21 protein-coding genes and 1 pseudogene are annotated in these 25,902 nt (G+C 70.0%); 11 read left to right on the top strand and 11 right to left on the bottom strand.

Annotated features, from left to right (window positions below; translation table 11 throughout):
* The first annotated feature begins 11 nt into the window (after window positions 1-11).
* Entirely contained in the window at window positions 12-338 is a 327-nt protein-coding gene (locus BLR21_RS11500) for a DUF6204 family protein (protein WP_090005819.1), read from the top strand.
* 40 nt (window positions 339-378) lie between these two features.
* On the opposite strand, the gene BLR21_RS11495 is transcribed toward BLR21_RS11500, so the two are convergent.
* A complete protein-coding gene (locus tag BLR21_RS11495; RefSeq protein ID WP_256334635.1) occupies window positions 379-2,508 on the bottom strand; it encodes an RICIN domain-containing protein in 2,130 nt (709 codons plus the stop codon).
* A 96-nt stretch (window positions 2,509-2,604) separates the two neighbouring features.
* On the opposite strand from BLR21_RS11495, the gene BLR21_RS11490 reads away from it, so the two are divergent.
* Together BLR21_RS11490 and BLR21_RS11485 are read left to right on the top strand one after the other, a co-directional pair.
* Window positions 2,605-3,111 (top strand): winged helix-turn-helix domain-containing protein, encoded by a 507-nt coding sequence (locus tag BLR21_RS11490; RefSeq protein ID WP_218130847.1) that lies wholly within the window; start codon window positions 2,605-2,607, stop codon window positions 3,109-3,111.
* A complete protein-coding gene (locus BLR21_RS11485) occupies window positions 3,104-3,685 on the top strand; it encodes an SRPBCC family protein (protein WP_090005816.1) in 582 nt (193 codons plus the stop codon). The genes BLR21_RS11490 and BLR21_RS11485 overlap by 8 nt, the downstream gene beginning before the upstream one ends.
* Here the strand turns inward: BLR21_RS11485 and BLR21_RS11480 are convergent.
* Entirely contained in the window at window positions 3,649-4,860 is a 1,212-nt protein-coding gene (locus tag BLR21_RS11480) for an FAD-binding protein (RefSeq protein ID WP_218130846.1), read from the bottom strand. The two genes, BLR21_RS11485 and BLR21_RS11480, sit on opposite strands and share 37 nt — an antisense overlap.
* Before the next feature lie 96 nt (window positions 4,861-4,956).
* Here BLR21_RS11480 and BLR21_RS11475 point away from each other — a divergent pair, with 96 nt between their 5' ends.
* The gene (locus tag BLR21_RS11475; protein ID WP_256334634.1) at window positions 4,957-5,925 is read left to right on the top strand and encodes a methyltransferase; all 969 of its coding nucleotides are present in this window, start codon (window positions 4,957-4,959) and stop codon (window positions 5,923-5,925) included.
* On the opposite strand, the gene BLR21_RS43705 is transcribed toward BLR21_RS11475, so the two are convergent.
* The 3 genes and pseudogenes from BLR21_RS43705 to BLR21_RS11465 all read right to left on the bottom strand — a co-directional run bounded on the left by BLR21_RS43705 (window position 5,915) and on the right by BLR21_RS11465 (window position 8,956).
* Window positions 5,915-6,373: a siderophore-interacting protein gene (locus BLR21_RS43705; RefSeq protein ID WP_256334633.1), complete on the bottom strand. Its 459-nt coding sequence runs from the start codon at window positions 6,371-6,373 to the stop codon at window positions 5,915-5,917. The two genes, BLR21_RS11475 and BLR21_RS43705, sit on opposite strands and share 11 nt — an antisense overlap.
* Window positions 6,374-6,401: 28 nt before the next feature.
* A pseudogene (locus tag BLR21_RS43700) lies at window positions 6,402-6,656 on the bottom strand (siderophore-interacting protein); the annotation flags it as partial.
* Window positions 6,657-6,697: 41 nt separating this feature from the next.
* Window positions 6,698-8,956 carry an ATP-binding cassette domain-containing protein gene (locus BLR21_RS11465; protein ID WP_090005813.1) on the bottom strand — a complete coding sequence of 753 codons (2,259 nt, stop codon included), beginning with the start codon at window positions 8,954-8,956 and terminating at the stop codon, window positions 6,698-6,700.
* Between the two features lie 79 nt (window positions 8,957-9,035).
* Between BLR21_RS11465 and BLR21_RS11460 the strand changes: the two genes are divergently transcribed.
* From BLR21_RS11460 to BLR21_RS11445, 4 genes are all read left to right on the top strand, one after another.
* A complete protein-coding gene (locus tag BLR21_RS11460) occupies window positions 9,036-9,809 on the top strand; it encodes a TetR/AcrR family transcriptional regulator (RefSeq protein WP_090005812.1) in 774 nt (257 codons plus the stop codon).
* Window positions 9,810-9,855: 46 nt separating this feature from the next.
* Window positions 9,856-10,212: a hypothetical protein gene (locus BLR21_RS11455; protein WP_143027685.1), complete on the top strand. Its 357-nt coding sequence runs from the start codon at window positions 9,856-9,858 to the stop codon at window positions 10,210-10,212.
* Window positions 10,213-10,257: 45 nt separating this feature from the next.
* Window positions 10,258-11,298 carry an alpha/beta hydrolase family protein gene (locus BLR21_RS11450; protein WP_090005810.1) on the top strand — a complete coding sequence of 347 codons (1,041 nt, stop codon included), beginning with the start codon at window positions 10,258-10,260 and terminating at the stop codon, window positions 11,296-11,298.
* A gap of 75 nt (window positions 11,299-11,373) precedes the next feature.
* The gene (locus tag BLR21_RS11445; RefSeq protein ID WP_090005809.1) at window positions 11,374-12,921 is read left to right on the top strand and encodes an outer membrane protein assembly factor BamB family protein; all 1,548 of its coding nucleotides are present in this window, start codon (window positions 11,374-11,376) and stop codon (window positions 12,919-12,921) included.
* On the opposite strand, the gene BLR21_RS11440 is transcribed toward BLR21_RS11445, so the two are convergent.
* Together BLR21_RS11440 and BLR21_RS11435 are read right to left on the bottom strand one after the other, a co-directional pair.
* On the bottom strand, window positions 12,901-15,480 hold the full coding sequence (locus tag BLR21_RS11440) for an AfsR/SARP family transcriptional regulator (protein ID WP_176929590.1): 2,580 nt from the start codon (window positions 15,478-15,480) through the stop codon (window positions 12,901-12,903). The two genes, BLR21_RS11445 and BLR21_RS11440, sit on opposite strands and share 21 nt — an antisense overlap.
* A 31-nt stretch (window positions 15,481-15,511) precedes the next feature.
* Window positions 15,512-16,588, bottom strand: coding sequence for an epoxide hydrolase family protein (locus BLR21_RS11435; protein ID WP_090005807.1), 1,077 nt, complete (start codon window positions 16,586-16,588; stop codon window positions 15,512-15,514).
* A 43-nt stretch (window positions 16,589-16,631) separates the two neighbouring features.
* Between BLR21_RS11435 and BLR21_RS11430 the strand changes: the two genes are divergently transcribed.
* Window positions 16,632-17,570 carry a helix-turn-helix transcriptional regulator gene (locus tag BLR21_RS11430; RefSeq protein WP_090005806.1) on the top strand — a complete coding sequence of 313 codons (939 nt, stop codon included), beginning with the start codon at window positions 16,632-16,634 and terminating at the stop codon, window positions 17,568-17,570.
* Window positions 17,571-17,640: 70 nt separating this feature from the next.
* Window positions 17,641-18,300, top strand: a complete 660-nt coding sequence (locus BLR21_RS11425; protein WP_090005805.1) for a PP2C family protein-serine/threonine phosphatase — start codon at window positions 17,641-17,643, stop codon at window positions 18,298-18,300.
* Here the strand turns inward: BLR21_RS11425 and ku are convergent.
* A complete protein-coding gene (ku, locus tag BLR21_RS11420; protein WP_420843875.1) occupies window positions 18,293-19,054 on the bottom strand; it encodes a non-homologous end joining protein Ku in 762 nt (253 codons plus the stop codon). The two genes, BLR21_RS11425 and ku, sit on opposite strands and share 8 nt — an antisense overlap.
* A gap of 107 nt (window positions 19,055-19,161) precedes the next feature.
* Between ku and BLR21_RS11415 the strand changes: the two genes are divergently transcribed.
* Window positions 19,162-19,656 carry a metallophosphoesterase family protein gene (locus BLR21_RS11415; protein ID WP_090005803.1) on the top strand — a complete coding sequence of 165 codons (495 nt, stop codon included), beginning with the start codon at window positions 19,162-19,164 and terminating at the stop codon, window positions 19,654-19,656.
* Here BLR21_RS11415 and BLR21_RS11410 read toward each other — a convergent pair.
* From BLR21_RS11410 to BLR21_RS11400, 3 genes are all read right to left on the bottom strand, one after another.
* On the bottom strand, window positions 19,646-20,395 hold the full coding sequence (locus tag BLR21_RS11410; protein ID WP_090005802.1) for an alpha/beta fold hydrolase: 750 nt from the start codon (window positions 20,393-20,395) through the stop codon (window positions 19,646-19,648). The genes BLR21_RS11415 and BLR21_RS11410 overlap by 11 nt on opposite strands.
* A gap of 36 nt (window positions 20,396-20,431) precedes the next feature.
* On the bottom strand, window positions 20,432-22,975 hold the full coding sequence (locus tag BLR21_RS11405; protein WP_256334632.1) for a discoidin domain-containing protein: 2,544 nt from the start codon (window positions 22,973-22,975) through the stop codon (window positions 20,432-20,434).
* A 316-nt stretch (window positions 22,976-23,291) separates the two neighbouring features.
* Window positions 23,292-25,841 (bottom strand): NPCBM/NEW2 domain-containing protein, encoded by a 2,550-nt coding sequence (locus BLR21_RS11400; RefSeq protein ID WP_090005801.1) that lies wholly within the window; start codon window positions 25,839-25,841, stop codon window positions 23,292-23,294.
* Window positions 25,842-25,902: the final 61 nt, after the last annotated feature.

Raw genomic sequence — 25,902 nt, 5'->3', positions numbered from 1 at the left:
CATCTTCGCTCGTGGCTGAACACACCTACCGCGTACTCGTCCGCGGCCGCTTCGCCGACCTGACGCCCGGCCAGCGCACGTCGCTGCTCGACCGCCTCGAGGACTTCGACTTCCTGCGCGACGCCGGCTTCAGTGAAGAAGGCGCGCTGACCTACGACGAGAAGCTCGACTTCTTCAGCTACCGCGTGATCCTCACCGCCGCCGAGAAGCCGGACGACGCGGGACTGCGGCGGGCCTCGACCGCGCTCGACGCGCTCGGCGTCGACTTCAAGGGGCTGAAGGCCAAGGTCACCGACATGGACGAGATGAAGGTCAACCGGCCGAAGCGGCTGGGCTGACCCGAAGCCCCGCACTCCGGGGCTTCGGGTCAGCGCGTCATCACGGGTAGTTCGCCAAGTAGGCCTCGGTGGAACCGGCCGACACCCGGCCGCCCGAGTTGTTGACGATCCGTTCGATGGTTCCCTTGCCGCCCAACGAGATCGTCACCATGCTGTGCAGCCTGACGCCCGGGGTGTTCGGCACCTCGAACGCCCGGTCGGCCACCACGCTCGGGTTGGCGTTGGCGAAGATGTAGCTGCCCATGCCCCACGCCTCGTGCGTCGTGACGTTGTTGGAGACCTTGTACGCCGCGTAGCCGCGGGTCGAGCCGTTCATCCAGGCCGCCTGGTTGGGCACCTCGTACGGCATTTCGTTCTGGTAGAAGTACGTCCGGCCGCCCTGGCCGTTCCAGATGGTCTGGTACTTCTGGTAGTGCTCGACGAACAGGCCGTACATCGTCACGTTGTCGCCGTTGACGATCAGGCCCGTGTCGGCCGTGTTGAGATCCCAGCCGACGCCGATGGAGTGGTCACCGCGCCACAGCCACAGGTGGTCGCCGATCACGTTGTGGCTGTTGACCACCAACGAGGTCGTGGCCCGCCCGACGGCCGAACCGCCGATGCGTACGTACACGTCGTGCAACGACGTCGGGTTGGCGGAGTGGTTGGCGTTGCTGCCGGGCGCGCCGACCTGCATCAGCAGCGGCGAGTTGGTCGGGGCCGCGTCGATGAGGATGCCGGCGATCTTCACACCGTCCACATCGGCCACGTCGAGCGCCATGGTGCCGTTGGCAGGCATGACGGTCGCGAGACCGAGGCCCAGCACGACGGTGTCGGGGCGGGTGACGCGGATCGGCTCGCTCACCTGGTGGATGCCCGGCGTGAGCAGCAGGTGCTTGCCGGCCGCGAGCTGCGCGTTGATCGTCGCCGCCGAGGTGCCCGGCTTCGCGATGTAGAACTGCGACAGCGGGATGTTCGTGCCCTGCTGGTTGCCCGCGGCCCAGGTGGTGCCGCTGGTGTTCGAGCGCAGCGCCGGCACGAACACGGTGTAGTTACCGCCGCTGTCGACGGTCAGGAACGGCTTCTCCCGCACGACCGGGGTCTGCGCGACGTTCGTGTACGGCGGCTCCGGGAACGATGTCCGCGGTGCGTTGCGCGCGCCGACGAACACCATGTTCCAGTTCTCGCCGGTCCACGAGCCCCACTCGGTGTTGCGCGACAGCCACTGCTGCTGCGAACCGGAGCGGACCTGGCCCGTGACCACGGAGTCGGCGAGGAAACCGCCGCTGGACCAGCCGTTGTCGTCGAGCTGCATGTTGCCGTAGGTCTTGGTGCGGCGCATCGCGGACGCCTGCGACACGGCCCAGGTGTTGGTGCCCGAGGGCGGCCGGATCGCGAGGTTCTCCGCGCCACGCCAGAAGTTGTGCGTCGCGTTGCCCTGGAACCAGTCGGCCTCGACGTGCACCTGGCCGTTGATCGTCACACCGTCCGGCAGCATGCCCAGGCCGAGGACCTGGGTGAAGAAGCCGATGTTGACGTCGACGTTGTAGTTGCCGGGCTTGAACATGATCGCGTACCGGCGCGCGTCGTACTGACCCTCTTCCTGCTGGCGGAAGATGTCGTCGAGCCGCGCCTGGATGGTGGCCGCGGGCATCGACGGGTCGAAGACGAGCACGTTCGGGCCGAAGTCGGGCTGACCCGGCTGCTGCGTGCCGCCGGTGAGGCGGAAGAGCTGTGCGTTGGTCCCGTTGCAGGTGTACTGGACCAGCTGGACGTCACCGGTGGACGCACCGGGCACGTCGAGGCACTTGGCGCTGTTGCGGTTCACGAACCGGTAGGTGTCCGTGCCGATCTGTTCGGGGCGCCATTGCTGGTTGTTCGCGTTGAACGACTGCCACATGTGGACAGCCGCGTTGTCCGCGACCGAGACGTTCGAGACGTCCCAGACCTGGCCCTGTCCGACGGTGAAGTAACCGTCGCTTGTGGGCGTGAAGGTCCAGGTCTGTCCCGAGCATCCTTGTTGGCGGAGCTGTGCGCCGTTGGCCGTTCCCAGCGACTCCACGCACTTTCCGCTGCCGACGTTCGTCACTTGATAGGCGGTTCCGGGCACCACGTCGGCCTGCGCCGCGACCGTCCACACAGGAACGATCGCCGCTGCTGCCAACGCTGCCACCAGCAGGGGGGTTCTCACGGCCCCAGGGTGGGGGCGATCTGTCGCAACCGTCAACGAACTTGCCTGTTTCCGGTCCTGTTCCGGTATTGACAGTCCATTTTGTCAAATGAGACCGTGCTGGACGTGGAACTGTCGCCGTTGCGCCTCTCGTTGCTGGAGCTGCTGAAGTCGCCCGCCTCGGCGACGCAGCTCGCGGTGGCTCTCGACCTGCCCCGGCAGCGGGTCAACTACCACGTGCGAGCCCTGGAGCAGGCGGGACTCGTCGAGCTGGTCGAAGAACGCCAGCGGCGTGGCTGTGTGGAACGCGTCCTGCGGGCGAAGCCGGGTCGCGAGATCGCGGCCGGCGTCCACGACCAGTTCGCCGCGACGCATCTGGTGTCGGTAGCCGAGGACACGGCGCGCGACGTCGAACGGATGTCCGGCGCCGCGGCCGACGCGGGAAAGCGCTTGCTCACCTTCACCGTGGAGACGACGGTCCGCTTCGGCGCGCCCGGCGACGTCCACGAGTTCACCAGCGACCTGGCTGAAGCGGTGCGGCAGGTCGCGTTGAAGTACGACACCGACTCAGGCCGCCCGTACCGGGTGGTCGCCATGGGCCATCCCGGAGTAGCAGATGAGTGACGAAGGCGTCCGGATCGAGATCACCGTGGCCGCGCCGGTCGACGAGGTGTGGCAGTCGTTCCGCGACAAGGAGAAGCTGCGCCACTGGCACGGCTGGGACCTCCCGGACCTCGACGCCGAGATCGACAACATCTACTTCGAGAACGCCGAGGAGGGCGACGGCGCCACGCTGGTCGTCCAGGGTCACGACACCTTCGTGCTCACCCCGGTCCCCGAAGGCACCCGAGTCGTGCTCACCCGCGCGCCCGTGGGCACCTCGCCCGAGTGGGACGCCTACTACGACGAGATCACCGAAGGCTGGATCACGTTCCTGCACCAGCTGAAGTTCGCGCACGAGTACCACCCCGGGGAGAAGCGCCGGACGCTGTTCTGGCCGTCCGAGGTCGATCTCGGCGTGAGCGGCAAGCCGTTCTTCGAGTCGGCGAACCAGCGCGGTGTGGTGGTCGAGGAGTTCGGTCCGGGGTTGGTGGTCACCAGCGCACAGATGACCGTCGTGACGACCTACGGGTTCTCCGACGACCAGCTGGAGGCGCTGCGTCAGAGGGGGCCCGCCGACGTGGCCGACCCGAAGTAGCGGGTCAGGAACTCGTTGCGGAAGACGCCTTTCGGGTCGTGCTCGCGCAGCAACGCCCGGAAGGCGTCCCACTGCGGGTAGCGGGCCGCCAGCAGGGCGGGCGGCACGGTGAAGAGCTTGCCCCAGTGCGGCCGCGGCGCGATCGCCTCCTCCAGGCGGGGCAGCAGCCGCAGCACGGCCGGGGTGTCCGGCACCCAGGTGAAGTGGATCGCGACGCTGTCGCGGTCGAAGGCGGGACTGAGCCACTGCGGCTCGGCGTCGATCGTGCGGATCTCGCAGGCCTGCACCAGCGGCGAGATCACCGTCGACATCTCGGCCAGTGCCCGCAACGCCGTCACCGCGCGGGTCCGGGGCACGAAGTACTCGGTCTGCAGCTCCTCGCCGACGGACGGGGTGAACTCGGCGCGGAAGTGGGGCAGCCGCTCGTGCCACGGGCCGGGCACGCCGCCCTGCAACGTGCAGCGGGAGGCGGGCTGGCCGGCCACGGGGTGCGCCGGCTCGGACGCCGGCCGCCCCGGGAAGGCGAACTCCTCGTCGCCCACGCGGTGCTTCGCCCACAGCGTCGCACCGCCCTGCCAGTCCACGAACGCGCTCACGCTGTACGCGCCGTCGAAGATCTGTTCCAGCCGGACGAGCAGCGTCGTCCAGGCGACCTCCTCGTAGACCGTCTGCGCGACCTGGAAGGACGGCACCACGTCGAGGGTCACGGTGGTGACGACGCCGAGGCCGCCCATCGACACGGGCGCGCCCGCGGAGGTCAGCTCGACGACCGAGCCGTCACCGCGCATGACCTCGACGGACCGCACGGCGCCGGCCAGCGACCGGGACCCGGAGCCGTGGGTGGCGGTGGTGATCGCACCGGCCACGGTGATGTGCGGCAGCGACGGCAACGTGTGCAGGGCCAGGCCTGCCGCCTCCAGCCGGACGGCCAGCGAGGCGAGCGTCATGCCCGCGCTCACCCGGACCGTCTGACCGGACACCTCGAAGACCTCGGGCATGGCCGCCAGCGACACCAGCGTGCCGGTCGTGTCGGCGATCGTGCTGAACGAGTGTCCCGAGCCGACGACGTGCACGGCCGATGAGCCGCGCACGAGCGCACGCAGGTCTTCGGCCGAGGCTGGGGCTACGACCTCAGCCGAGGTGAAGGTGACGTTGCCCGCCCAGTTGGTCCTCATAGGCATACGTTAGGCGCCCAAGCCCGGTGAGTCATTCTCACTATAGCTTCAGTGTTGACAAAAATTAGGTTGTCAGCGGTGGCAGGGTGGATCTACGTGGACACCGACATACAACGGCTTCGACAGATTTCCGGGTTGATCACGCCGATGGCGCTCCGAGTCGCCGTGACCCTCGGACTGCCGGACCGCCTGCGCGACAACCCCGCGACCGCCCGCGAACTCGCACCCGGACTCGAGGCCGACCCGCTCGCACTCGACCTGCTCCTGGCCCACCTGACGACCCTCGGGGTGGTCGAACGAACAGCCGCCGGCTACCGCACCACCGGTTTCGGCGCGCTGCTCGGCGCCGGTGCGGGCAACGGCCTGAACAACCTGCTGCACCACGACTCCGCCGCCGGGCGCGCCGATCTGGCGTTCGTCGACCTGGTCCACAGCGTCCGCACCGGCGAACCGGCCTACCCGCTGCGCTACGGCCAGGACTTCTGGGCCGACCTCGCCGCGCAGCCGCACCTGCGCGAGGCCTTCGACCGGCAGATGAACGACCGAATGCGCGACTGGATTCCGCAGGTCGTCGCGAACTACGACTGGTCGCGGTTCGGCACGCTCGTCGACGTCGGTGGCGGGCACGGGACGCTGCTCGCCGCGATCCTCGCCGCGCACCCGGCGATGCGCGGCCACCTGGTCGACCTGGAGGAGACCGCCGCGGGCGCGCGGGAGTTGTTCCGCGAACACGGCCTCGGCGAACGCGCGGAGGTGACCGGGGGCAGCTTCTTCGACCCGTTGCCGGCCGGGGCCGACGCCTGCCTGCTGTTCGACATCCTGCACGACTGGGACGACGAGCAGGCGCACCGGATCCTGGCCCGGTGCGCCGTGGCGGGCGAACGGGTTCTTGTCGTGGAGTCCCTCGGGGAGAGCACGGAGTTCGACCTCGTCATGCTCGTGCATTTCGGCGGGCGGGACCGAGGGCTCCACGACTTCGAGAGGCTGGCGTCCGCGCACGGACTCACCCTGGAGTCCGTGACCCAGGTGACCGGCGGGCGCAGCCTGCTGGAGTTCACTCGCTGAGCGCGGCGATCCTTTCCTGGGCCTCGGCGAGGTCGTCGGAGGTCGGGGCGTCGTCCTGGGTGAGCGCGCGCCGCCAGTAGCCGGCGAACTCGATGTCCTTCTTGGACACACCCAGACCGACGAAGTGCCTGCGCAGCGCCCGCACCGAGGAGGCCTCGCCGGCGAGCCACACCCACACCGACGACGGCACCCCGGCCGCCGTCACCACCGAGACCAGGTCCTCCCCGGCACTGCGGTGCACCCACCGCACACCGGGCACGTCCTGTTCCTCCAATGGATCCGCGACCTCGACGAACACGAGCCGTTGCTGCGCCTCCGGTAGCAGTTCGAGTAGTGAGGCGATCGCCGGCAACGCCGTCTCGTCGCCCGCGAACACCAGCAGGTCCGCGGTGCCGAGCGGGCGGGCGGGCGTAGTCGCGGGAGGGTCCGAACCGGCCGATGACGTCACCGACCTGGGCTCTGGCGGCCCAGCTCGACGCCGGGCCGGTGTCGCCGTGCAGCACGAAGTCGACCGTCAGCACGCCGTCGCTCAGCGACCGGACGGTGAAGCTGCGCATCCACGGCCGTTCGGGCTCCGGCACGGCCAGGTACGCCTGGTACCAGGTGCCGGCGTCGGAGGCGTCGGACACGTGCGCGGACCCGCCGGGCCGGGGGAAGAGCAGCTTGAGCTGCTGGTCCGGCCAGGTGTCGAGCGCGTCGAGTCCGGGACCGCTGAACGTCACGCGGGTCATGCGCGGGGTCAGCGGTACGACGGAGGTCACCGTCAGCAGGCTCACGACAGGTACTCCTTCAGGTGCCGGGCGGTGAGGGTGTCCGAAGTGGACACGAGGTCGCCGGGCGTGCCGGAGAAGACGACCTGGCCGCCGTCGTGGCCCGCGCCGGGGCCCATGTCGACGATCCAGTCGGCGTGCGCCATCACGGCGAGGTGGTGCTCGATCACGATCACCGTGTGGCCGGCGTCGATCAGCTGGTCGAGCAGCGCGAGGAGCTGGTCCACGTCCGCGAGGTGCAGGCCGGACGTCGGTTCGTCCAGCACGTAGGTCGAGGCCTTCTCCGCCATGTGGATGGCGAGCTTGAGCCGTTGCCGTTCGCCGCCGGACAGCGTCGTGAGCGGCTGGCCGAGCGAGAGGTACGACAGGCCGACGTCGTGCAGGCGGCTGAGCACGGCGTGGGCCTGGCCGGAGGGGAAGAACTCGCGCGCGTCGGCGACGGACATGCCGAGCACCTCGCTGATGTTCTTGCCCCGCAACGTGTAGCGCAGCACCTCGGGCGTGAACCGCTTGCCCTCGCACTTCTCGCAGACCGTGGCGACACCGGCCATCATCGCGAGGTCGGTGTAGACGAGCCCGATGCCCTTGCAGTTCTCGCAGGCGCCCTCGGAGTTCGCGCTGAACAACGCGGCCTTCACGCCGTTGGCCTTGGCGAAGGCGGTCCTGACCGAGTCGAGCAGGCCGGTGTAGGTGGCGGGGTTGGAGCGGCGTGAACCGCGGATCGGCGACTGGTCGACCGTCACGACGTCCGGGCCCTTGCGCAGCGAGCCGTGGATGAGCGACGACTTGCCGGAGCCCGCGACGCCGGTGACGACGGTCAGCACGCCGAGCGGCAGGTCGACCGAGACGTCCTTGAGGTTGTTGGTGCGGGCGCCGCTGATCGTCAGGAAACCCTGGGGGGAACGGAATTCCGGCCGCAGCTTGGCCCGGTGGTCGAGGTGGCGGCCGGTCAGCGTGCCGGAGCTGCGCAGCCCGGCCACGTCGCCGGTGTAGCAGAGGTGACCGCCGTTGACGCCGGCACCGGGGCCGAGGTCGACGACGTGGTCGGCGATCTTGATGGTCTCCGGCTTGTGCTCGACGACGAGGACGGTGTTGCCCTTGTCCCGCAGGCGGAGCAGGAGGTTGTTCATCCGCTGGATGTCGTGCGGGTGCAGGCCGACGGTCGGTTCGTCGAACACGTAGGTGATGTCGGTGAGCGAGGAACCCAGGTGCCGCACCATCTTCACGCGCTGCGACTCGCCGCCGGACAGCGTGCCGGACTCGCGGTCGAGCGAGAGGTAGCCGAGGCCGATCTCGACCAGCGAGTCGAGCGTGTCGCGCAGGGTGGCGAGCAGCGGTGCGACGGGCGGGTCGTCGATGGCGTGCACGAACTTCGCGAGGTCGCTGATCTGCATCGCACAGCAGTCCGCGATGTTCGCGCCGCGGATCTTCGAGCTGAGCGCGGCCTCGTTGAGACGTGCGCCCTTGCAGCTCTGACAGGTCGCGAAGGTGACGGCCTTGTCCACGAACGCGCGGACGTGCGGCTGCATGGAGTCGCGGTCCTTGGACAGGATGGTGCGCTGCAGCTTGGAGATCAGGCCGTCGTAGGTGACGTTGGTGCCGCCGATGTTCAGTTTCGTCGTCGGCTTGTAGAGGAAGTCGTGGAGCTGCTGCTCGGTGAACGCCGAGATCGGCTGGTCGGCGGGGTAGAGGCCGGAGTTCGCGAGGACCTGCCAGTACCAGGTGCCGACGCCGTAGTTCGGGGCGTCGATCGCGCCGTCGTTCAGGGACTTCGTGCTGTCGACGATGGCGTCCACGTCGATGGTGGTGACCTTGCCCAGGCCCTCGCAGGCCGGGCACATGCCCTCGGGCAGGTTGAAGCTGAACGCGCCGGACGTGCCGGCGTGCGGCTCGCCCAGGCGGCTGAAGACGATCCGGAGCATCGTGTGCGCGTCGGTCGCGGTGCCGACGGTGGAGCGGGAGTTCGCGCCCATGCGTTCCTGGTCGACGATGATCGCCGCGCTCAGGTTGTGCAGCGCGTCCACGTCGGGGCGGCCGATCGAGGGCATGAAGGACTGCAGGAAGGCGGTGTAGGTCTCGTTGATCATGCGCTGGGACTCGGCCGCGATCGTGCCGAAGACCAGCGAGGACTTGCCGGAGCCGGACACGCCGGTGAAGACGGTCAGCCGACGCTTGGGGACGTCGAGCGACACGTCCGCGAGGTTGTTCTCCCTGGCTCCCCGCACCTGGATCCAGTCATGGCTGTCCGCGACAGCGTTCACAGCTGCTTCCCCCAACAGATTGTTTATGCCGTAAAGTATCGACCGGCAAGGTTACTTTACGCTGTAAGGAGTCGCAACCGTGGTCGTCTACGCAGGTCAGGGCGACCCGCGCCGGTCCATCGAGCTGCTCTGGCGGGCGTCGGTCGCGGAGCAGCGTCCCGGCCCGAAGCCCGGACTGAGCGTGGACGCGATCGTCGACGCGGCCATCGAGGTCGCCGACGAGCAGGGCATGGCGTTCTCGATGCGCGCGGTGGGGGAGCGGCTCGGGCGCACGGCCATGGCGCTCTACACGTACGTGCCGGGCAAGAACGAGCTGGTCGACCTCATGTACGACCGGGCGATGGCCGAACTGCCGGCGTCCTACCCGCTCGACGACGGCTGGCGTTCCGCCGTCACGTGCTGGGCGCACGACCTGTGGGAGTTCTACAGCCGTCACCCGTGGATGCTGCAGGTGTCGCAGGCGCGTCCGGTGCTCGGCCCGCACGAGTTCGCGGTGATCGAGGCGCTGGCCGCGATCCTGGTGTCCACCGGCCTGCCTGGTCGTGAACTGCGCGGCATCGTCGGCGCCGTCAACTACTTCGTGCGCGGCGCGGCGCAGACCGTCGCCGAGGCCCGTGCCGCGGGTAATGCGACAGGTGAGGGCGACGAGGAGTGGTGGTACGCGCGGTCGGCCGTGTTGCTGGAGATCGAGCCCGACCTGGAGCACAGGTTCCCGATGCTGCACGTGCTGGAGAGCGACAGGGAGCCCGTCGATCCGGAACTGCCGTATCTGGAGAACGACGCCGTGGAGAACTTCCGCAGCGGGTTGAAGGTCCTTCTCGACGGCATCGAGGGTGCTGTAGCGAAACCGTGACGAAGTCCGGACGTGCACGGCACACGGGCTCGATGAGATCGTCACCATGGCAATCGTCAGAGTCCTTGTGGCCGTCGCGTGCGCCCTGGTGCTGACGGCGCCGAGCACGACGGCCTCGCCGGACGACCACCGCCCCGCGACCATGACGATGACGTACCAGGCCGGAGATCTCGCCGCCGTGGTGCACGCGCCGCGCACCCTCGTCGGTGTGCACCCGCTGGTGCTCACCCACGACGTCTCCGCCACGGTGCTGGTGCGGCGAGGCGCCGTGGTGGTGCTGGCGCCCGATCCGTCGTCGCTGACGCGGCACCGTGCGCTGTGGCGTGAGCTGAGCTCGGGCACCGGGCCGCTGGCGGAGCGGTTCGCCGGGTTCGCCGGCCACTTCTCTGTGGCACAACCGTGACGGTGTCCTCACCGGACGCCCACAAGTTCCCGATGGGATCACCTCATGGCAATCGGAAAAGCCGCGGCCGCCATCGCGATCGCGATGGCGCTGGCCGCACCGGCGAGCTCTGCCGCCCCCGACGGCTCCGGCGTCAGAAGGGTCGAGTACACGCTCGGTGACCGGGCGTTTCAGGTGCCCGGCTTTCACACCGGACCGGGCGGCCCCGTCGCGGACCTCGAACTCACCGCGGTCGTGCACGCGCCGCGCACGCTCGTCGGCAAGCGGCCGCTGGTGCTGCTCGCACACGGCTACTGGAAACCGTGCGCGGACGACCAGTGGGTCTGGCCGTGTCCGTCCGGGGACGCGTTCCCGAGCTACCGCGGGTACGACTACCTCGCCGAGGAGCTGGCGCGGCAGGGTTTCGTGGTGGTGTCGGTGAGCGCCAACGGGATCAACGCGGGCATGCTCGGCGAGACCGCTGACGTGGCTCGTGCCTCGCTGATGAGCAAGCACCTGGAGATGTGGCGCGACCTCAACGCCGGCAAGGGCCCGCTCGCGCGGAAGCTGCCGGGGTTCCGCGGGCACGTCGACCTCACCAACGTCGGCACCCTCGGGCACTCGCGTGGCGGCCGTGGCGCGGTCTACCAGGCCTCGGACAAGCACGTGACCGAGCTGCCGGAGGGTGTGCGGATCAGGGCGGTGCTTCCGCTGGCACCCGCCGGCTACTACGCGCCCGACCCGGAGGCGCCGGAGAACCTCGACTACCGCATCACGAAGATCCCGTTCGCAGTGATGACCGGAGACTGCGACTCCATCGACGAGCAGGCGGGTGGTTACATCCGCAACGCCCAGGGCCGCAACCTCGTCCCCGTCCACGACGTCACGCCGCGGCGGGCGAACCACAACTTCTTCAACACCGAATGGTCCTACGACCACGACAACTCCTGCCCCGGCACGGCGACGCTCACGCCGGCAGAACAGCGGAAGGTCGCCACGACCTACATCCCGGCGTTCTTCCAGCAGTACCTCAACGGCCGGAAGAACCCGATCGTGAGCAAGGGCTTTCCGGGCGTCGACGTCGTGACGCATCAACCGATCGGCTAGGCCTCGACGAGACTTTGGGTGGACGTTTCCCGCTTCCGCCACTGCCAGGCTGGGTGGCGGAAGGGGGAAAATTCCATGCTCAGAACAACTGCGCTGCTCACCGCGGCGCTGGTGATCCTGACCGCGTCACCCGCCACCGCGCACGCGGGCGGCGACTGGACCGGGTGGGCGAAGGACCTCGACGGTACGCGGCACCAGGCCGCGGAATGGCGAATCAACGCGGGCAACGCCGGAAAACTCAAGCTGAAGTGGGCGTTCGCCTACCCCAGGGGCGACTACAACGGCGTCCGCAGCCAGCCCGCGGTTGTGGGGAACACGATCTACTTCGGCGGCCCCGACGGGAAGTTCTACGCCCGTGACGCGCGCACCGGCCGGTCGCGCTGGGAGTTCACGCTCCCGCAGGCCGGCCGGTACGCGTTCAACTCCGACGGCCCGACGGTGGCCGGCGGCAAGGTGTTCTTCGGGGACAGCGCGAGCAGGTTCTTCGCGCTCGACCAGCGCACCGGGCGCCTGAAGTGGCAGGTGCAGCTCGACACGGGCATCGCGTCGATGACCACCAGCTCGCCGATCGTCCACAACGGACTGGTGTACGTCGGCACGTCCAGCAGCGAGAACATGCTGCCGAACACGCACGCCTGCTGCACGTTCCGCGGCCACATCGACGCCTACGACATCGACACCGGCGCGTTGGTCTGGCGCCACTACACGGTGCCGGAACCGGTCGAGGTCGGCACCTGGCCCAACGGCGCCAAGCGGTTCGAACCGTCCGGCGTCGGCGTGTGGAGCTCGCCGGTGATCGACCGCAGGACCGGCACGCTCTACGTCGGCACGGGCCAGAACTACACGGGCAAGGGCGGCGAGTTCGACTCGCTGCTGGCGCTGAACGCCCGCACCGGCGCGGTGAGGTGGACCAACCAGGTCACCGACGCCGACACGTGGCGTGGTGCGTGCAACGAGCCCGATGCCGAGGGCTACTGCCCAGGGCTCAAGGACGGCACCAACCTCGACTACGACATCGGTGCCACGCCGAACCTGTTCACCGTGAACGGGCGCAGGCTCGTCGGTGTCGGCCAGAAGTCCGGTGTCTACCACGTGTTCGACGCGTCGACGGGGCAGGTCGTGTGGCGTCGTCAGCTCGGCGTGCCGCTGCCCAGCGGTGGCATCTCGGGCATCCAGTGGGGGTCGAGCTTCGACGGCAAACGGCTCTACATCGCGACCTACTACGCCGATCCCGGCAAGCTGTTCGCAGTGGATCCGGCCACCGGCACCGTTCTGTGGGAGACCCCGGCACCCGCCGACGGCTGTTCCACGGGCGGTGCGGCCGGCCAGCCCGGCTGCTACCAGGCGCACGGCGTGCCGGTGTCCAGCTCACCCGGCGTGGTGTGGCTGGGCGCGCTCGACGGCAAGTTCCGCGCCTACAACGCCAGGACCGGTCAGATCATCTGGTCCCACGACACCATCCAGGACGTGCGTGGTGTCAACGGGCTGACCGGGCGGGGCGGCGCGCTGGCCGGGCCCGGTACCGGTGCGGTGGTGTCGGACGGCATGGTCTACGTGCAGTCGGGTTACTCCTCGGGCTACGAGAACCCGCACGGCCACGTGTTACTGGCCTTCGGTTTGTAGCTTCACTCGCACCTTATCGGTGGGCAGGCCTGCCTGAGTACGCAGCTCGACCGCTTTCCGCCAGGCCTCCCGCGCCGGTTCGGCGGCACCCGCGGCAGCGTGGGTGTCGCCGAGCTGTTCGTACGCACCGGCTTCGAGCGGCAGGTCGCCGCCGAGCCGGAACATCTCCGACGAGCGGGTGAACGCCTCGGCGGCCTTCGCGTGATCGCCCAGCCCGAGGTAGCCGGTGCCCAGGTTGTCCCACGCCTCGGCCTGGCCGATCAGGTGGTCCATCTCCCGCCACATCCGCATCGCGCGTTCGGCGTACTCGACGGCCTGCGCGTACTCGCCGATCTTGCCGTGGCCCCACGCGAGCCCGGTCAGCGCGTTGGCCTGGCCGTAGGAGTCGCCGCACTCCTCGAACAACGCGAGCCCGCGCCGCGTGTGCTCCATCGCCTCGCCGATCCGGTCGTCCGGGCACAGCATCGCGATGTTCAGCAGCACCCCGGCCTGACCGGCCGGATTGCCCTCGTAGACGTCGAACGCCCGGTGCAGCGCGGCGGTGGCCTCGACGGGCCGGCGCATGCGGCTCAGCCCGCGGCCGAGGTTGATCAGCGTGCGGCCCAGGCCGTCGGCGTCGTCGAGCTGTTCCACGGCGGCGACCGCGAGTTGTTGCGACGTCAGGAGATCCTGGTAGCAGGCCTGGCGGGCCAGGGCGTCGGCGAGCGACCAGCCCATCAGCCACGTCTGCGCCGGCGTGCCGTGGGGCATCGCCGCCATCAGCGCCGGGTGCTCGGCCATCAGCCACGCGAGCGCTTCCTCGTGCGTGCCGAACCGCAGGACCACGACGCCGGGAGCCGGCGGCGGAGTGGCCGGGCGGTGGCGGTTGGGCGTGTACGCGACACCGGCCTCGACGCCCGTCAGCGCGAGGTGGTCGAGCAGCCGGTGCAGGGCCTCGTCGCGTTCGCCCGCGAGAGCCAGCTCAGCCGCGTAGTCGCGCAGCAGGTCGTGGCAGGTGAACCGGCCCGGCTCCGGCTGGTCGATCAGGTTCGCCGTCGCGAGTTCGGCGAGCAGGGCCTCGGTCTCCCGCACGTCCAGCGCCGCCAGTGACGCGGCCCCGGCGAGGCTGATGTCCGAGCCCGGCATCAGGCCCAGCAACCGGAACAGCCGCAGCGCCGCCGGGCTCAACGCCTTGCAGGAATGCGAGAACACCGAACGCAGGTCCGCCGTGACGTCATCGTCGTCGGCGAACGCGTCGAGGTCCGCCAGTTCGTCCGCGAGCGCCGCCAGCGGGAACTGCGGCTGCGTCGCCGCCCGCGCACCGGCCACCGCGAGGGCGAGCGGCAGGCGGGCGCAGCGGCGCACCACTGTGTCGACCGCGTCCGGCTCGGCCCGCGCCCGGTCGTGCCCGATCCGGGCGGCCAGCAGTGCGCGGGCGTCCTCCGGTGGCAGCAGGCCCAGCGGGAGAGCCTTGGCGTGGGCCGGCCTGAGCGAGGTGCGGCTCGTGATCACCACGTGCGCGTTCGGCGAGCGCGGCAGCAGCGGTTCGACCTGCTCGGCGTCCGTCGCGTTGTCCAGCAGCATGAGCACCCGTTTGTCCGCGAGCGCGTCCCGCAAAAGCGCCGACTGCCCCGCGAGGTCGTGCGGCACCTGGGCCCGTGGCACGTCGAGTGCCGAGAGGAACCGCAGCAGCGCGTCACCGGGGCTCACCGCGGCCCCGCTCGGGCCGAAGCCGTGCAGGTTCACGTAGAGCTGGCCGTCGGGGAACCGGTCCATGGCCTGGTGCGCCCAGTGCACGGCCAGCGAGGTCTTGCCCACCCCGCCGGTGCCGGTGATCACCACGACGCCGTTCGGTGCCTGGTCGAGTTCCGCGAGTTCCAGCGCCCGGCCGGTGAACGGCTTGGGCGCGGCCGGCAACTGGCGCGGTGCCGAGGCCGCCTGCAGGCGCCGATGCAGGGTCGCGAGGTGCCGCGACGGTTCGGCGCCCAGCTCGCCGGCCAGCCGGGCGCGCACGACCTCGAAGTGCCGCAACGCTTCCGCCGCGCGTCCGCTGCCGTGCAACGCCTCGATCAGCTGGGCGGCGATCCGCTCGTCCAGCGGCCGCCCGGCGGCCAGGGTGTGCAGTTCGGGCACCAGCTTCGCGTGCTCACCCCGGGCGAGCCGCTCGTCGACGTGGTCGAGCCGGGCGGCGAGCAGCTCGTCCGCGAAGTCCGCGCGCAGCTGCCGGGCCCACGGTGTGTCCAGTGTGGACAGCAGCTCGTCCCGCACGAGTGCCAGCGCGTCGGCCGTCTTCCCGGTGCGCACCAGGTGCCGGAACAGGTGCAGGTCGATCTCCAGCGGGTCGACCCGCACCACGTACCCGTTGCCGTCACGCTCGATCAGGCCGGGCAACGTCTGCCGCAGCCTCGTGAGCCACGTCCGCATCATCGCGCGGGCCCGCGGCGGCGGGTCGTCGCCCAGCACCCGTTCGACCAGCTCTTCGGCTGTCACGACCTGGCCCGCGCCGGCGAGCAGCACGCCGAGCAGCGCACCGACACGGGTCGGACCGAACTCGGTCGTGCCGAAGAGCGTGTACCGCACGGTGATCACCGTAGTCGTTCCGGCGACACCCTCACAAAAGAAACGCCTCTCGCAGTTCCGCGACCATCAGCTCCGGCACCTCCAAGGCGGCGAAGTGCCCGCCCCGCGGCATTTCGGTCCAGCGCACGATGGTGTGGTTGCGCTCGGCCATCCGCCGGATCGGCACCCCCACGTCGTGCGGGAACACCGCGACCGACGTCGGTGTCGCGGACATCGGCTCCAGCTCGCCCCACGTCTCGTCCCCCTCCTGGTAGTAGCGCGCCGACGACCCCGCGGTCCGGGTGAACCAGAAGATCGACGCGTTCGTCAGCAGCGCGTCGAGGGGTACCCCGATCTCCGGGTCGCTCCACGTGTGGAACGCCCATTCGATCCACTCGAGCTGCGCGACCGGCGAGTCGGTGAGCGCGTAGGCGACCGACTGCGGCCGTGTGCTCTGCATCGACACGTACCCGCACTGCTCGAACTCGTACCGGAAAGCCTTCTCCACGGACCGCCGCTCGGCGTCGACGTTCATGTCCGCCGTCTCCTGGGTGACACCGGCGGAGAAGATCTGGTTGACATGGATGGCCTTCACCTCGTCCCGCATCCCGAGCTGACGGGTGAGCATGGCGCCGAAGTCGTAGCCGTGCGCGAGGTAGCGGTCGTAGCCCAGGCGTCGCATCAGCTCGGCGACCACGCCGGCCACGCGGGGGATGGTCCAGCCGAGCTCCGTGGTGGGGCCGGAGAACCCGAAGCCCGGCACGGACGGGATCACGAGGTGGAAGTCGCGGCTGAGCGGTTCGATCATCTCCTCGAACGCGAAGCACGTCGTCGGCCAGCCGTGGGTGAGCAGCAGCGGTTCGGCGTTCGCGTTCGGGCTCCGCACGTGCAGGAAGTGCAGCGGGGTGCCGTCGATCTCGGTGACGAACTGCGGGATCTTGTTGAGCCGCCGTTCCCGCTCGCGCCAGTCGAAGTCGCGCCAGCGGGCCACGAGCTCCCGGAGACGGTGCTGGGGAGTGCCCTGCGCCCAACTGGCGCCCGCCGGTTCGCTGGGCCAGCGGGTCTGGTCGAGGCGGCGGTGCAGGTCGTCGAGGTCGGATTGGGGGATGGCGATTTCGAACGGCTTCATGCCGACGACGCTAAGGTGGCTGTAGGACAGTTATGGTCCTACAGTGGCCTCTGCTCGTTTGCTGAAATTGCTCGGTCTGCTGCAGTCGCGCCGTGAGTGGTCCGGTGCGGAGCTCGCGGACAGGCTGGGCGTCACCACGCGCACGGTCCGGCGTGACGTCGACCGGCTTCGTTCGCTGGACTACCCCGTGCACGCGTCGATGGGCACGTCCGGCGGCGGTTACCGGCTCGGTCCGGGTGCGCGGTTGCCACCGTTGCTGCTGGACGACGACGAAGCCGTGGCCGTGGCGGTCGGGCTGCGGACCGCGAGCGGCATCGAGAACATCGGTGAGACGGCCGTGCGCGCGTTGCTGAAGGTCGAGCAGGTGCTGCCTTCCGCGCTGCGGCACCGGGTCGCGGCGCTGGAGATCGCGACGGTGCCGCACACCTCGGCGCCTCCCGCGGTCGACGCCGGGTTACTGACGCTGGTCGGGACGGCCTGCCGCGACCGGCAGCGGATCCGGTTCGGCTACGCCGGGCACTCGGGGGAGGAGTCGCAGCGCGAGGCCGAGCCGCACCGGCTCGTGACGTGGGGCCGCCGCTGGTATCTGGTCGCCTGGGACCTGCTGCGGGAGGACTGGCGGACTTTTCGACTCGATCGGATGAGCGTGCGGACCCCGTTCGGCGCCCGCTTCACGCCCCGTGAGATTCCGGGCGGCGACGCGGGGGCGTTCGTGGCGGCGCGCGTGGCCGATCGGTGGCCGGTGCAGGGCGTCGTACGACTGAGCGTGCCCGCGCCGGAGGCCGTGGAGTGGCGGAGCTACGGCGAGGTTTCGGCTGTGGACGAAACCTCGTGCCACGTGCGGGTCGGAGGCGAGACGATGGACGACGTGGTGTTCATGCTCGCGAGCATCACCGTCGAGTTCGAGGTCGTCTCCCCGCCGGAACTGTCCGCCGCGTTGCTCCGGGCGGCGGACCGGTTTCGCCGCGCGGCGAAGTTCTAGAGGATTTCTCAGGGTCCTGACAGCAGACTCCTAGGCGCGCAGGGCTTAGTGGAGATCAGGGAGGTCCGCCATGCTGATCGATCACACCAGGCCACTGGACACGGTTCCGCTGGGCACCGCGCTCACCGTGACCCACGCGTCGGACCGTGGACCGCGCAGGTACAACGCGGACGCTTTCGCCGTGGGCCGCCGTACGTTCGTGGTCGCCGACGGGGTGGGCGACTCCGCGTCCGCCGCCGAAGCCGCGTGGGCGGCCGCGCGGGCCGCGGCGTTGCTGACGGACCCGGTCGCCGCGATCCTCGCCGCCCGCGACGCCCTCCAGGTGCACTCGGGCGACGCTGTGATCGTCGTGGCCACGGCCCGCCCGGACGGCGGCTTCGCCGTGGCGTGGGCAGGCGACGCCCGCGCGTACGCCTCGGACGGCTCGGACCTCGTCCAGCTCACCACCGACCACACCGTCGCCGAGTACTTCCGCGAACGCGGCATCAAGGCCGAACCGCGGCTGGAACACGTCGTCACCAACACCGTCCGGCACGCGACGCCGGAGAACATCGGCCGTGCGGCGACACGGGCTCCCCGGCTCGCCCTCGTGTCCGACGGCATCTACGGGCCGTTGGGGCACAACGGGATCGAGGCGATCATGTCCGGGAACGCCACGGCGGAGCGTTTGGTGCGTGCGGCCCTGTACGCGCGCGGCACCGACAACGCGACGGCGCTCGTCGTCAGCTGACCTTCTTGCCGCGCTTCTTCTTGCTCGCCTCGACGCTGCGCTGCAACGCCTCCATGAGGTCGACGACGCCGGTGGCCTCCGCGGGCTCGTCCTCGACCTTGATCTTGCGGCCCTTCTGCTTTGCCCTGATCAGCTTGTTGACCCGCTCGGTGTAGGTGTCGCGGTAGTCCTTCGGCCGCCAGTCGTCGGCCATGGACTCGACCAGCGACACCGCCATGTCGAGCTCCTTGCCGCGCGGCGCCCGGCCCTCCGGCGGCACGTCCAGCACGTCCTTCGGCCTGCGGATCTCGTCGGCGAAGAACAGCGTGTGCACGGCGAGAATGCCCTTGTCCTCGGTCAGCGCGGTCAGGTACTGCTTGCCGCGCATGACGAACATCGCGATGCCCGCCCGGTTCGACTTCTTCATCGCCTGCGCCAGCAGCAGGTACGGGCGGGAGAACTCGGGCTTGGCCGGCCCGAGCCAGTAGGTCTTCTGGAAGTGCACCGGGTCGATCTCGTCGATGTCCACGAACGCCTCGATGTCGAGGGTGCGACTGCGGCCCGGCGCGATCTCGTCCAGTTCCTCGGGCTCCACGACCACGTACTCGCCGTTCTCGACCTCGTGCCCCTTCACGATCTTCTCGTAGGGCACCTCACGGCCGGTGCGCTCGTTGACGCGCTTGTACCGGATGCGGTCGGACGTGCCGCGCTGGAACTGGTTGAAGTGCACGGTGTGGTCCTCGGTGGCGCTGTACAGCTCCACCGGGATGCTCACGAGTCCAAAACTGACAGAACCGCTCCAGATCGCCCTCGCCATGCAGGTCAGGTACCCGCACCCGGCGTAGTTATTCGTCGAAGCCTGACCTTGCTACCGTCACGGGTGTGAGAGTCGTGGTGCTGTCCGACACCCACGCGCCGCGGTTCTGGAAGCGGTGCCCACCGGCCGTGGCCGAACATTTGCGGTCAGCCGACCTGATCCTGCACGGCGGGGACGTCTGCGTCGCTCCCGTGCTGGACGAGCTGGCGCAGTACGCGCCCGTCATCGCCGTGTGCGGCAACAACGACGGCCCGGACGTGGTGGCGTGGGGCGCGCCGGACGTGGTCGAGTCCGAGATCGGGGGCCTGCCGTTCGCGATGATCCACGACAGCGGCCAGAAGACCGGCCGGATGGCGAGGATGCGCCGCCGGTTCCCCGCCGCCCGGCTCGTCGTGTTCGGGCACTCGCACATCCCGTGGGACGAGGAAGAGGACGGGCTCCGCGTGTTCAACCCCGGCTCGCCCACCGACAAACGGCGTCAGCCGCACGGCACCATCGGGCTGCTGCGGATCGAGGACGGCATCCTGCTCGACGCCCGGATCGTGCCGGTCACGCGTTGACCTCGACGTCCCGCCGTGCCCAGGCCGCGAGTCGCGGGGCGAGTGCTGCGTAGACGTCGGGGTCGAACCCCATGCCGGTGTGCGAGCTGTAAACCTCGACGCACTCGGCGCACGGGTCCTGGCACAGCCTCCACGGCACAATGCCGTCCAGCCGCGAGAAGATGGAGATCGCGGGAACGCGCAACGGTTCGGCGAGCGCCTTCATGTGCTCGTCGAAGCACGGCCCGCGCATGCAGTCGTCATCGAGCAGTCCGGGCACACCAGCGGCGGCGAGCCGGGCCAGGAACCGGGCGATGCGCATGACGCTGGGATGGGCGCCCAGCGGGTCGAGCACGGGGCTGCCCAGCATCACCAGGCCGTGCACCAGGTCGGGCCGCCGGGCGGCGGCGAGTCGCGCGAGCCAGCCACCGCGACTCTGGCCGAGCAGTACCACCGGCCGGCCGGTGAGCTCGGCGTGCCTCTCGGTGCTGTGCAAGAGCTTCGTCAGCAGTTGTGCGGTGCAGCCGACGGTGAACCCGACTCCTGAATGGACCGGGCGGTAGCCACGGGCGCGCAGCCACGACCGGGCGGGCGACAGGCTGGCCCCGCCGGCGCCGAAACCCGGTACGAGCACGACGCCGAGTCCGTTGCCCTGGTGCGGTTCTGCAGTCCGCCACACCGAGTGGCGCAGCAGCCTCGGCACGTCCAGCACCGCCCTGATCACGCTCTCGCGTGCGGCGGGTCGCAATCCGTCGAACATGACTGTGGGTTGCCGACCGATTGGCGCCTAAACCCGTCATCTTCGCACCACGATGGCCCGCAGGGAGGCGTGTCCTGGCCGCCAGCCGGTCGACACGGCGACGTACCGCGCAGTGGTGACCTCGCTGTAGGTCCTGCCGTCCACGCTGTACGTGACGGTGTGCGGCGGCGACGCGCCGTGTGTCCATTGCAGACTGACGTCGCCGATAGCATGCACGGCGCCGAGGTCGACGACCATGCGGCCGTCACGGCCCGGCGTCCACGCGGTGTGCTGTTCACCGTCCACCGCGGCGGCAGGGTCGCTCATACCGGGCGGCAGCACGGAGTTCGGGAACGTGACACGCCCGAGCGCGAGGTCGTTGATCGGGAACGGCCGGGCGCCCGGCATCCTGACCGTGCGCCCGGCCCGGCCCAGCACGACCGGCAGGCTGCGGCCGTCGCGGTGGACCAGCACGAACATGGCCGGGCCGCCGCGAAAAGTGACCCGCTGCGCGTCGTGCACGACGGCGGTGACGCCCGGCGGGATGCCGCGGGCGGTGAACCACGGCGCCTCGACCCGCGCGGTGGCGGCGGGCAGGCTGAGCGCGTACTCGGTGCCGTCACGGGTCGTGACCTGCGTGCCCCGGTACAGCCGGGTGCCGCGCAGGCGGACGGTTCCGGTGACGTCGGTGCCGGAAAGGTTGAAGAGGCTGAGGAACCCGTCCGCGGTGCTCGCGCGCACGCCTGGAGGACACTGCGGCGCCGGTTCCGCGGCGATCTCGCGCAGGTCCGCCTGGACGTAACCCTCCACGACCCCGGCCGGCACGGTGATCGTGTCACCCTGCACGGTGATCGGTTCGGCCGACCGCGCGACGAACCCCGCCCGGCCGTCCACGTCGAGCCAGCCCGACGTGCCGAGGTCCGGCCGCGGGTACGAGGCCACCGTCGTCCACGTGGCGCCGTCCATCGACGTCTCGATGCGGTAGGCGCCCGCGGCCGCTGTCTCCCAATGCAGGCGGACGCGGTCCACGGTCGTGGCGGTGCCGAGGTCGACGGCGATCCAGCTGTCCGCGCGGCCGCGTTCGGCACGGGCGACCGCCCAGCGCGTGACCGGATCGCCGTCGACCGCCTTCGCCGGTTCGAAGCCGGGAGCGAACGACGACGCCGTCACCGTTCCCTGACCTGCCTCGAACTCGAACAGCGAGTAGCCGTAGGCGGGATGCGGGGTGACGCCGATCATGCGGACGTGACGGGCCGTCGTCGCCGGGAACGTCAGGTCGTCGACCCGGAACCCCTCGCGCGCCGGGACCGTGACGCGGCCCGCCGCTCCCGTGTAGGTGCGGGAGCCGGTGAGGCCGGGCATTCCGGCCATCGCGAGGTTGTGCACGTCGACCCGGCCGGGGCGGGGGAGCGCGCACACGATCGTGCCGGTCGGCAGGGTGGCGGTGCCGGCGAACCCGTCCGCGAACCGCAGCAGGCTCGCCGTCGCGTCGAACCCGTCGCGCACCTGTTGGTACGCAACGGTGTTACGTCCGGTGACGGTCGCGGGCGGCAGCAGCATTGGCGTCGAGCCGCTGATCTTGAACAGCCAGTCGTCGTGCGCCGGCTGCCACGCGAGCTTCGTGAACCCCGGCTTGGTCACCGTGCCCGCCCAGGCCGCCGCCGACTGGTGCGTCAGCAGTCCGGGGTCGGCGCCGTGGTCGATCGTGATGGCGGCTTTGCGGAAGAACTCCTGCTCGGACACGGGTGTCGCCGCCGGGCGCAGTTCGTGCAGGAGATAGGAGATCGCGAGTTCCGCGCGTGCCTCCGGCTCGTACTTGGCCTCACCGGAGAACTTCGCCAGCCGATGGATCGGTGGATGGGCCTGGTAGGCGAGCAACCGGGACGCGAGCGCGGCCTCGGCGCGCGCGGCCATCGGGTCGCGCAGCACCGTGGAACGGAACGCGAGCGGGATGACGTCACGGCCGTAGAGATGCTCCCGGTCGTTGACCATCGGCATCAACGGCTCACCGGCGTCGCTCATCGTGGCGAGGATGGTGCGCCACAACAGTTCTCCGTTGGGTTGCTTGGTCAGCACCTCGGGCAGTGGCCGTCCGGCGAGCAGGAAGTGCACGGCGTTGCGGCCGGACGTGCGCCAGAGCTCTTCCTGGTAATGCGGGCCGAACGAGCCGTGGTTCTCGACGATGAACGTGTCGTGCAGGTTCGCCGCCGTGTTGGCGGAGATCGGCACACCGTCCACTGTGGAGGGATTGGCGAGGTCGGCGGCGGGCAGCCCGGCCTCGTTGCGGCTCCACCGGCAGAACGCCTCCCGCCAGCCGGGCCCGTCGCCGTGCCAGGCCAGGCCGGGCGCGAGTGCCTGGGCGTAGACGCCCATCTCCTCCAGTTTCGCGTCTCCCCGGTAGCCGCCGGTGAGCCCGTTCGGTGTCCAGCCACCGGAGCGCGGGTCGTTGCCGGTGCCGAGTGACGTCGTGTACTCGGCCTGGCCGCGCGCGATCGCCTCGACGTTCGCGCGGGTGGCCGCGTCGAGGTCCGGCCAGAGCAGCCGGGCGGCCAGCACGAAGTAGGACTGGAAGGTGGTGTCCCAGAACAGTGTCTTGCCCACTCGGTGCCGCCGGCCAGCACGTTGCTCGCCGCGAAGTGCCCGACCGTGGCGAGGGTGTGGTCGCGCAGGACGTCCTTCCCGACGCCCGCCAGTGCCGCGTCGTAGCTGCCCCTGGTGAGCAGGACGGCGTTGCCGAGCACGACCGCGAACCCGAAGTCGGTGCGCCGGTAGCGTCCGGCCGTGGCGTCGTACTGCGTCTCGGCCCACTTCGTGTGCCTGAGCAGCACCTCGTAGTAGGTGTCCTTCAGTTGTGCGATCGAGACTTTCGGCGCGACGGCCAGCACACCGGTGGCGTAGAGGAACGTTCTGCGGTTGATCAGCATGTCAGGGCCGCCTCCGCCCAGTCGGCGTGGTCGAAGTTGCGGCCGTCGCCGCCGTCGGTGACGCGGAGGCTGAGCATCCGGACGTTGCTGACGTCGACGTCGATCGGCACCGCCGCGCCCTTGCCCCGGATGACTCCGCTGTCGTACAAGGGTTTGTCGTCGCCGAACACCTGGAACGCCACCGAGCCCGGCTGTTCGGTCTCGTCGTCGAGGCCGATCTTCGCCGCGAGGCGCTCGCAGCCGCGGCCCAGGTAGACCGAGACCTCGGACGGCGCGTGCGTGCCGAGGCCCTTGGCGTAGGTGACGCCGCCGATGGACAGCGCCGCGCCGTCACCGCCGGTGTTCTCGCCGTTGGACCTGTCCCGTTCGACCGGGCCCCAGCCGTTGGTCTCGCTCATGAACGGCAGATCGCTGACCTGCGCTCCGTTCGCCGGCGTCGGAGGTGGCACGAAAGCCTTGACCGCCTGTTCGACGTGCACGTCGCCGAAGGTGGCGACGATCGGCAGGTCCACCGGGCCGACCCGCGTTCCGGCGGTGAGCCGCCAGCGCCCGCTGATCGACTCGCCGGGCGCGAGCGTGCGCCGCTGGACCACGGCGCCCGTGACGGACCAGCCCTCGGGGGCGGTCGCCGTCAGCCTGACATCGCGGATCACCTTGTCCCCGTTGGTGAACGTGCCGGTGACGTCGATCGCCGAACCCGGCGGGGTGTCGGTCGTGCCGGTGGGCCCGACGGTCAGTGTGGTCTTCGGGACCTGGCGGATCGGCTGGTCACACGTCCGCAGGCCGGGCCGGTAGCGGCAGACGACCGCCGCGAAGCCGCCGTTGCGCCTGGCCGGCACCGTGAGGGTGTCGGTGTTGCGCAGTACCTGCGAGTCGCGCACGACGTCGGCCCTGGTGGCGGGGTCGCGGACGGTCTCGACCAGCCACCGCCCGCCGCCGAGGAACCCGAGCGGTGCCTGCAACGTGCGTTCCTGGGTGGCGATGCCGCCGACGAACCACCTGTCCCCGTTGCGGCGTGCGACGACGGCGTGCGAGTCCGGGGCGCCGTCGAGCAGCCGGGTCTCGTCCCAGACCGTCGGGATCTGGTTGAGATAGCGCAACGCCTGCGGATGCCGTTCGTAGGCCTCGGGTTTGTCCGCGAAGTGCGTCCAGCCCGACTCGTAGACGACCGGCAGCGCGACCTCGTGCGCGATCGACGCCTCCTTCGTGCCGACTTCGAGCGACACGGGCGTGTAGTCCATCGAACCGGCGACGTTGCGGGTGAAGAACTGCACGGGGTTGTTGGCGGCGGGCGGGTAGTTCTCGGCGCCGCGCACGGCCTCCATCGTCAGCACGTGCGGCCACGTGCGCGCGAGGCCGTGCGGGATGGTGGAACCGTGGAAGTTGACCATCAGCTGCAGCTCGGCCGTCTTCTGCAACACCGCGTCGTACCAGCGGTACCGGTCCTGCGAGTCGGACTCCATGAAGTCGAGCTTCACGCCCTTCGCGCCCCACTGCTGGATCCTGGGCAGCACGGTGTCGCGTTCCTGCTGCGTGTCGAGGGCGCTCCAGTGCAGCCACAGCAGGATCTCCACGCCCTGCGCGCGGGCGTAGCGGATGAGCTCCGGCACCCACGCGGCACTCCAGCCCTCGTCGACCAGCGTGTACTCCCAGCCGTTGCGGGCGGCGAAGTCCACGTACTGCTTCTGCCGCGCGAAGTCGCTCGGACTGGAGTGCTCGCTCAGCCACGACCACGCGACCTTGCCCGGCTTGATCCAGCTCACGTCCGCGAACTTCGCTGGGCTCGCCAGGTCGTCCACGAGCGTGGACGTGCTCACGGTGCCCAGGTCACCGACGATCGCGGTGCGCCACGGCGTCGTGCCGGTCGAGGCGACCTGCGCGTCCGCCAGCACGACCTGGAAACCGTCGCCGCTCCTGCGCAACCTGCTGCCCGCGTACGTACCGTCCACATCGGACTCGGTGAGCAGCGCGAAGTCCTGCCCGTTCTGGAAGAGCGACGGGTAGCCGAAGTCGCCGGTGGCCTCACCCGCGGTCGTCCGCACGCGGTTGGCCTCGTACCAGGCGTTGTAGGGCAGCAGCCACGCCTTCGAGTCGGCGGCGACACGGAAGGCGGACGCCTCCGCCGTGACCGTCGCCGGCGCGGGCAGCACGTACCGGTAGGCGATACCGTCCGCCGCGGCGCGTACGACCAGGTCGAAGCGGCCGGTGGCGTTGCGGAACCCGAACCTTGCCTCGGTCATGCGGGCCGCACGCTGCAGCCGTTTGCCGTGCGGCATCGTGTAGTGATCGATGACAACGCGGTCACTGCGGCCCGTGAACGTCAGGTCCTTGGTGAGATCCGCGGTGGTCGTGGTGAGGCCGACGGGTGCCGGCTTGAGCACGGTTCTGCCCTGCCTGCTCACGTCCAGAGTCAGGTTTCCACTGGTCAGCGATAGTTTCGCGGTGACCTGGCCCGGTCCGGCCACAGTCCAGCCGGTCGGCGCGGCCGTGGCGGGCACGGCGGGCAACAGCAGGGCGAGCACGAGTACGAGCAGTCGTGACATCGTTGTCAGCTCCTGGGTGTGGGACCGCTTTCATCGTGTTGGTCGGTACGTTCCCGGTCAA

The sequence above is a fragment of the Lentzea albidocapillata subsp. violacea genome, from assembly GCF_900100275.1.
Classification (GTDB): Bacteria; Actinomycetota; Actinomycetes; order Mycobacteriales; family Pseudonocardiaceae; genus Lentzea; species Lentzea violacea.
The sequence above is the reverse complement of the archived record's forward strand: the minus strand, read 5'-3'. Positions and strand labels throughout refer to the sequence as shown.

Excerpts from the sequence above, each read along its gene's own strand:
- BLR21_RS11425 (WP_090005805.1), top strand. The coding sequence starts at position 17,641 with ATGCTGATCGATCACACCAGGCCACTGGACACGGTTCCGCTGGGCACC.
- BLR21_RS11480 (WP_218130846.1), bottom strand. The coding sequence starts at position 4,860 with ATGAGGACCAACTGGGCGGGCAACGTCACCTTCACCTCGGCTGAGGTC.
- BLR21_RS11435 (WP_090005807.1), bottom strand. The coding sequence starts at position 16,588 with ATGAAGCCGTTCGAAATCGCCATCCCCCAATCCGACCTCGACGACCTG.
- BLR21_RS11400 (WP_090005801.1), bottom strand. The coding sequence starts at position 25,841 with ATGTCACGACTGCTCGTACTCGTGCTCGCCCTGCTGTTGCCCGCCGTG.
- BLR21_RS11445 (WP_090005809.1), top strand. The coding sequence starts at position 11,374 with ATGCTCAGAACAACTGCGCTGCTCACCGCGGCGCTGGTGATCCTGACC.
- BLR21_RS11450 (WP_090005810.1), top strand. The coding sequence starts at position 10,258 with ATGGCAATCGGAAAAGCCGCGGCCGCCATCGCGATCGCGATGGCGCTG.
- BLR21_RS11485 (WP_090005816.1), top strand. The coding sequence starts at position 3,104 with ATGAGTGACGAAGGCGTCCGGATCGAGATCACCGTGGCCGCGCCGGTC.
- BLR21_RS11410 (WP_090005802.1), bottom strand. The coding sequence starts at position 20,395 with ATGTTCGACGGATTGCGACCCGCCGCACGCGAGAGCGTGATCAGGGCG.
- BLR21_RS11455 (WP_143027685.1), top strand. The coding sequence starts at position 9,856 with ATGGCAATCGTCAGAGTCCTTGTGGCCGTCGCGTGCGCCCTGGTGCTG.